The organism is Rhodococcus sp. IEGM 1241, from assembly GCF_033142365.1.
Lineage (GTDB): Bacteria > Actinomycetota > Actinomycetes > Mycobacteriales > Mycobacteriaceae > Rhodococcus_F > Rhodococcus_F erythropolis.
Genome location: NZ_JAWLSE010000019.1, coordinates 24,729 through 31,115, shown reverse-complemented (window position 1 = coordinate 31,115; position 6,387 = coordinate 24,729). Strand labels below are relative to the sequence as shown.

Annotated in this window: 5 protein-coding genes and 1 pseudogene; 2 read left to right on the top strand and 4 right to left on the bottom strand. The window is 61.5% G+C overall.

Features of this window, described 5'->3' with window-relative positions:
• From R4P70_RS31100 to R4P70_RS31085, 4 genes and pseudogenes are all read right to left on the bottom strand, one after another.
• Positions 1-616 (bottom strand): TetR/AcrR family transcriptional regulator (locus R4P70_RS31100; RefSeq protein WP_317833572.1); only part of this gene is annotated, 616 nt, incomplete at its 3' end.
• Positions 613-1,269 carry a TetR/AcrR family transcriptional regulator gene (locus R4P70_RS31095; RefSeq protein WP_151097316.1) on the bottom strand — a complete coding sequence of 219 codons (657 nt, stop codon included), beginning with the start codon at positions 1,267-1,269 and terminating at the stop codon, positions 613-615. The genes R4P70_RS31100 and R4P70_RS31095, both read right to left, overlap by 4 nt.
• Before the next feature lie 87 nt (positions 1,270-1,356).
• A pseudogene (locus R4P70_RS31090) lies at positions 1,357-2,455 on the bottom strand (DUF2637 domain-containing protein).
• Between the two features lie 445 nt (positions 2,456-2,900).
• A complete protein-coding gene (locus tag R4P70_RS31085) occupies positions 2,901-3,848 on the bottom strand; it encodes a LysR family transcriptional regulator (protein WP_030537924.1) in 948 nt (315 codons plus the stop codon).
• Positions 3,849-3,973: 125 nt separating this feature from the next.
• Here R4P70_RS31085 and R4P70_RS31080 point away from each other — a divergent pair, with 125 nt between their 5' ends.
• Together R4P70_RS31080 and R4P70_RS31075 are read left to right on the top strand one after the other, a co-directional pair.
• The gene (locus tag R4P70_RS31080; protein WP_317833569.1) at positions 3,974-4,966 is read left to right on the top strand and encodes a putative oxygenase MesX; all 993 of its coding nucleotides are present in this window, start codon (positions 3,974-3,976) and stop codon (positions 4,964-4,966) included.
• A 20-nt stretch (positions 4,967-4,986) separates the two neighbouring features.
• Positions 4,987-6,024 (top strand): methionine synthase, encoded by a 1,038-nt coding sequence (locus R4P70_RS31075; protein WP_317833567.1) that lies wholly within the window; start codon positions 4,987-4,989, stop codon positions 6,022-6,024.
• The last annotated feature ends 363 nt before the right edge of the window (positions 6,025-6,387 follow it).

Here is a 6,387-nt window from a genome sequence, read left to right as displayed (position 1 = left end):
GGTCGACGTTTTCGTGCAGGATCGCTGATGCGTTGACGGCTCCGAGGGTGCCGGCGCACAGGTTCCATGCGAGTCGGTGTGTCGTGAGCGTGTTGGTGAGTTCGCCGTCGGTGATGGCGGTGTCGATGATGTCATTGACGGCGTCGACCCAGTGCGCGAACCCGGCCGCGTTGTCGATGGCGGGTTCGAGGGTGAGTTTCATTCCGGCCCGCACGTTGGTGTCCTCGGCAATCTGACGAGCGAGGGACGTGAAGATCGCTGCCAGCTTCTCCCCTGCCGTGCTGCTCGAACCGGATGTCAGTGCTTCGCTGATGGTTTCGTCGAGGGTGCGGTTCCAGTCCGAGATGAGGTGTTCTGCGATCGCTTCTTTGGATGGGAAGTGGTAGTACATCGCGCCTTTGGCGAATTTTCCGGTAGCGCTGATGGTGTTCATGCTGATGTGGCCGTAGCCGTCGGTGTCGAAATGCCGGGCCGCGACGGCGATGATCGCTTCCCGTGTTCGCACTGCGCGGTCCTGCATTGCCGAGTTCTTACTGCCGGGGACGCGACCGATCCGGTGGGTTGTCGTGGTGGCAGCGTTTTCCGGGACGTTCGCCGATTCGACGGGGCTGTTCACAGGGATGCTCCTTCGACCATGCGGACGGCGGCCGGGTCCGTTCCACGCCACATCACCAGTAGATCATCGACCCGCCTGCTGATGGTGTGATTCTCGTCGAGGCTGGCGGCAACCTGCACAGCGCCGACGAAACCGGCGCAGAGAGTATCGGCAATCCACGACACGGCGGAGTCGAGGGCGCGGGAACGACTCGCGTCGACGACGATCGGTTCGATCGCAGCGGTCCACGCTTCGTAGGTGGCTCGGGCGCCGCTGAGCGACTTGTCGACAGACAGGATGAGGCCGGCGCGGATAATCGCCTCGTTTTGGGTGCGGCGGGCGAGTTCGCGGTAGATCATCAGTACTTGCCGGTCGGCGAGTTGACCGGTTGCGATCGCTTTCCCGACTGTCGCGGTGACTGCGTCGGACCAGCGGCCAAGCATCTCCCTCGCGATGGATTCCTTCTTCGAGAAGTGGAAGTACATCGCTCCCTTGGTGACCGGGGCGAGTGTGACGATGTCGTCGATGGTGGTGCCCGCGTATCCCGTTTTGCTGAATAGGATTACGGACGCCTCGAGGATCGCTTCGCGGGTGACTTTCGCTCGTGGCTGCATCGGTGGTCGGCCGGTCTTACCGTGGTCGATGTCTTCGGAGAGCTCGTTATGATCGTTCATTGGTCACAGATGCTTTCTGTGGTCATCGGCCTGCCCTGACGGTGTTACAGCACTGTCGGGGCCACCCCTCTTATCGGTGCGTGTGGGTCAAACAGTGGTGAGTTCGCTGCGCATCGGGTTCTCGGCGGCTCGCAGGTCGGGCAATGGCGGACTGTCGAAGCCTGCTTCTCGAGCTGCGGTATCGAACTTCTCGTACCGGCGCCATGCGGTCGATGTCGCGACAGGCGGCTTCGATTCCAGAGCGATGGTTTCCCACGTGAGGTTCGGGTTTGTCAGCTTGCGGACCGCTGTGTCTTTGACGTTCTTCGCGAGATTCGACCGGGCGATGAAAGCCATGAGGTCGTCTATGTCGGCATCCGTGTCGGCCTGTGCTTCTTCGGCGGCGCGGCGGTCTGGGAACTCCGTAGCTGTGTCTTGGGGATCGAGGATTTCGTCGAGGCCTTCATTCGTCATTTCGTCCACGAAAAACGGCTCCGCAAAGTCCGCAAAAGCGTCCTCGTTGCCGGCCTTCGCATCCACCGCTTTGGCGTCCACGTCTAGATCCGACTCACGATGCTCCGCAATATTGTGGGCGAACTTCTCGCGGCGCTGAGGGACGCGAATCGGTCCCCGGCCTACGGTGAGGTCAGACGCAATACTCTTTGCATCCTCACTGTCGGTGGCACTTTCGACGATCGAACGGTAAGCGGCGTACGCCAATCCGACTGCCTTCACCAGGATTGAGATTTCGGGGGGTGAATGCCAAGACCAGGGCTGGCGGAATGATCGCTATGGCCGCCGCAATGGCCGGCGTTAGTGGAATGAACCCGAGGTCTCCCCCACCACCGATTGACTCCTGTGCAGCGATTGCTGCGTGATAGGCGTGGTAGGCGTTTCCGAGGATGCTGATCACGACGACGCTGACTGCGAGGGCGATGTAGAAGCCTCTGTCGCGTTTGTTCATGTTGAGCTTGCTGATGATGACGATCGCGATGGTGGCGCCGAGGATGGCGCTGTCGACGATCGCAGGGAAGATCCAGGTCAGGTGTTCGAGGAGCAGTGCTTGCCGTGCGAGGTCGCGTTGTACGGCGAAGGAGAGTACGAATGCGCCGGTGGTGATACCGAGCGCAATGACGATCGCGAGTGCGAGTGCAGCAAGCAATGCGCCTAGCTGAATACGAGCTGCCCGAAGGATAAAGCCGGTCATGACTGGGTTCTTTCCTTCCAGGGGCAACCGGTGGTCGTTCCACGGAAGCACCCTTCGGCCCGCCAGTGGGGGGAGCAGAACGGGCTCGATCACAGCCCACAAGTCATCGGGAATCTCATCGGCGCGCAAGACATACCGAGCATCGAGCATCGATCTTTCGCGCTCCTGATTAACGACAAACTAGCCGATGGAAGAGTCTGCGAACACCGCTGCAACGAACCCCTGTGCGTTCGCGTGGAGTCGGAGCACCTCAGTGTCTCCCCCCCAGACCGCGTACCTGCGATACGCGGTCGCCTGTGGGACCCCCGGGAAATTTCCGCAGTGGTGTAGACGCAGGCCGCCAGCCGTTGAAGCGAGACTTCACACCGTTGCCGTCGACCATCACGTGGTCCGTTCCCTCCATCCGCGCCTTGTCGCCGACCGTGATCCGCACTCGCGGCCCGATTCACGGAGAGTCGAGCAGCTCGATTCCGTAGTCGGCGACGACGGCACGCACCTCGGCGAGGTAGCGCTGTGCCTGCGCCGTGAGCGGGACCCCGGAATGACTGATCCAGCCGATCTCGATGCTCTCGTCCACGTCGAGTGGGATGGCGACGATCTCGGGGTCGAGATCGTCACTGATGATGCCGGTCGAGATCGTGTAGCCGTCGAGTCCGATCATGAGATTGAAGATTGTCGCGCGGTCGGAGACCCGGATTTCCCGCTTGCTCGACAGGGTGGAGAGGATCTCTTCGGCGAAATAGAACGAGTTGTTCGCGCCCTGGTCGAAGGTGAGCCTTGGCAGGTCGGCCAGATCATCGAGAGCGACGCGATCTCGGGAGGCCAACGGGTTCTGTCTGGAGATGAAGATGTGCGGCACCGCGGCGAAGAGCGGGCGGAACACCAGGCCGGAATCTCGCAGGAGCTTGTCGATGACCTTCCGGTTGAAGTCATTGCGGTACAGGATGCCCACCTCACTGCGGAGCATCCGGACGTCCTCGATGATGTCCCAGGTCCGGGTCTCACGAAGCGAGAACTCGTACTGTGCCGCGTCAACGGAGTCCACCATCCGGATGAACGCCTCGACCACGAATGAGTAGTGCTGAGCCGAGACTCCGAGCAGCCGACGGGACGGTGGCTGACCGAGGTAGCACTGCTCCAGCAGCGACATCTGCTCGACGACCTGCCTGGCATAGCCGAGAAACTCCGCGCCCTCCTCGGTCAACGTCGCCCCCCGGGCCGATCGAGTGAGGAGGGTGCGTCCCACTCGGGATTCCAGGTCTTTCATCGCGGCAGACATGGTCGGCTGGGCGACGTAGAGAAGGTCGGCGGCGCCGGTGATCGACCCCTCCGCCGCGACCTCGATGAAGTAATGCAGTTGCTGCAGTGTGATGCCTCTGGATTCTCGTACCATAGCTAAATGCTATAGAGGACCATAGGAAACGTTAGTTACCCGATGACTGAACTGGAACTGCAGGATAGTGGCAGAGACTTTCCGCAAGGCCGAGCCTGGCCGATCAAGACCCGAATTGGACGTTCATGTCGAACGAATTCACGTTCAGCATCACCACCACCCGCTTCGACGAGGACTACTCGCCGTCGGAGCATTCTCGGACCACCACGAACTTCGCCAACCTGGCCCGAGGCGAACACCGTCAGCCGAACCTCCGCCGAACCCTGGCGATGATCAATGACCGGTTCAATGGTCTCGCAAGCCGGGGCAATCCGGGCCTGGACCGCTACGCCGTCGAGCTCGAGATCGTCTCCGCGGAGCTGCAGTTCAGCTCGGACGGCGGGGATCACCGGCTCCCCCTGATCGAGGTACTAGATATTCAGATCGTCGATCGCCTCACCGGCGCACGATTCCCGGGGATCGTCGGGAACAACTTCTCCTCCTACGTCCGCGACTTCGACTTCAGTGTTCGACTGCCGGCAGTCAACGAGGGCACCTCTGAGTTCACCGTGCCCGGCGACTTCGGTGACCTGCACGGCAAACTGTTCCAACATTTCCTCGACTCCGAGGCCTACAGGGAGTGCTTCGCGGTGGATCCCGTGATCTGCATCAGTGTGTCCACGAGCCGGACCTACCGCCGGACCGGGAATCACCATCCGACCCTCGGTGTCGAGTACCAGCAGGACGACTACTCGTTGACCGACGAGTACTTCGGGAAGATGGGGCTGCAGGTCAGGTACTTCCTGCCGCCCGGCGGTGTCGCCCCGCTCGCGTTCTACTTCCGCGGCGATCTGCTCAGCGACTACACCGACCTGCAGCTCATCGGCACGATCAGTGTGATGGAGACCTTCCAGAGGATCTATCGGCCGGAGATATACAACGCGAACTCGCCCGCCGCTGAGATCTACCGACCGACCCTGGATCAGCCGGACTACTCGCCTACCCCGATCGTCTACGACCGCATCGAACGCGGTCAGCTGGCAACGAAGCAGGGCAAGTACGCGGAAGACCACTTTGTGAAGCCCCACCGCGAGTTACTCGAACAGTGGGCCGCCCGCTTCCCCGTTCTCGTCGGATGACCATCGGAGGAAAGTCGACCATGAACCAGATCTTGCCCACGTCCATCGTTGGCAGCCTGCCCAAGCCCTCGTGGCTCGCCCGGCCTGAAACCCTCTGGGCGCCCTGGAAGTTGCAGGGCGATGAGTTGGTCGAAGGCAAGCAGGATGCACTGCGTATCGCCGCTCAGGAACAGAGCGATCGCGGCATCGACATCGTCAGCGACGGAGAGCAGACCCGTCAGCACTTCGTGACGACATTCATCGAGCATCTCGACGGGGTCGACTTCGAGCAGCGCGAGACGGTTCGGATCCGCAATCGTTACGACGCGAATGTGCCTACCGTGGTCGGCGCAGTGAGCCGCTCCAAGCCGGTCTTCGTCGACGACGCGAGATTCCTCCGGCAGCAGACCGAGCAGCCGATCAAGTGGGCACTCCCCGGCCCAATGACGATGATCGACACGCTTTACGACGGCCACTACCAGAGCCGCGAGAAGCTGGCGTGGGAGTTCGCGACGATCCTCAACCAGGAGGCACGAGACCTGGAGGCTGCGGGGGTCGACATCATCCAGTTCGACGAGCCAGCGTTCAACGTCTACTTCGACGAGATGAAGGACTGGGGCGTGGCGACGCTGGAAAGGGCAACAGAGGGATTACGCACCGAGACTGCAGTACACATCTGTTACGGCTACGGGATCAAGGCGAACACCGACTGGAAGGCCACCCTCGGCTCGGAGTGGCGACAGTACGAGGAGTCGTTCCCCCTCCTGCAGCAGTCCAGCATCGGCATCATCTCGCTGGAATGCCACAACTCCCACGTCCCGATCGACCTCGTCGAACTCGTCCGGGGCAAGAAGGTCATGCTCGGTGCCATCGACGTGGCGAACGAGAAGATCGAGACTCCGGAGGAAGTCGCCGCCACCATTCGGAACACTCTCAGGTTCGTCGACGCGGACAAGCTTCTGCCGAGCACGAATTGCGGCATGGCGCCCTTCTCCCGAGGCATTGCACTGGCGAAGTTGAGCGCGCTCAGCGCGGGTACGCGCATCGTTCGTGACGAGCTATCGACCGCGAAGCCCTAACCTGTTGGGCCTCATCTCACCGGTTAAGAGCGGGCTGCTCAATGTTTGATGCGTGATACGGGGTATGTGTTGCGCGTCGACGAGATTCCCGATGACTTGGGGGCTGTGATCAAGCCCGTACTGGCGGGCCGAAGGGGGCGAGTTCTGGGCCGGTCCACCGCAGAGTGGTCAGAAACCAGTGACCGGGGGTGACGAGGTGTGTTTTGCCAGCCGCCGAAAGGGCCAGCGGCCTTGTTCGGTTGGGGAGCTGTGGTGACACGGTGGGCAAGTACCGATCGCAGCTATCGTCTCCTGGGGTAAAGGTAGTGATGACGACAGAATCGGCGGATTACATGCCTCCGATCGATATGCCGCTGCACGTCA